This is a genomic window from Streptosporangium nondiastaticum (genome assembly GCF_003011965.1).
In the GTDB taxonomy this organism is placed as follows: Bacteria; Actinomycetota; Actinomycetes; order Streptomycetales; family Streptomycetaceae; genus Streptomyces; species Streptomyces nondiastaticus.
Map to the genome: position 1 here is coordinate 1 of NZ_PXWG01000335.1, position 624 is coordinate 624.

Genomic DNA, 624 nt, shown 5'->3' on the forward strand with positions numbered 1-624 from the left:
TCCAGGCGTCCACCACGAAGCTGGTCACGTCGGCGAACGAGACCAAGGACAACATCGGCATGGTCCGGGACGGCATCCTCGCCATGGCCGGCCAGGTCGGCTACTCCGCCATGCAGCTGTCCGACGCCATGTACAAGATCGAGTCAGGCGGTCAGCACGGCGCCGACGGGCTCAAGGTTCTCCAGGCCGCCGCGGAGGGCGCGAAGACTGAGAACGCGAACCTCACCACCGTCGGTGACGCCGTCACCACCATGCTCATCGACTACCACGGCAAGGCCGACGACGCCGCCCTAGTCACCTCCAAGATGGTGCAGGCCACCGCATCCGGGAAGATGAGCTTCGAGGAGCTAGCGAAGTCCCTGTCCTCGGTGGCGCCGATCGCGTCGGCTGCGCACATCTCAATGGACGACATGCTCGGCACCCTCGCCTCGATGACCTCGCACGGCATCAGCGCCGAGCAGGCCACCCAGAACATGGCCGACGCCATCCGGCACCTCCAGAACCCGACGTCGATCATGCGCAACGAGATGAACCTCCTCGGCATCAACGCCGACGACGTCGCCTCGAAGCTCGGCGAGCGCGGCCTGTCCGGAACCATGCAGTACCTCCAGCAGGCCATCGGCA

At 65.9% G+C, this 624-nt stretch carries 1 protein-coding gene; it reads left to right on the forward strand.

The genetic code is table 11. The features are described 5' to 3' along the window. The coding region (locus B7P34_RS36100; RefSeq protein WP_106682289.1) for a phage tail tape measure protein at window positions 1-624 on the forward strand (624 nt) is incomplete at both ends.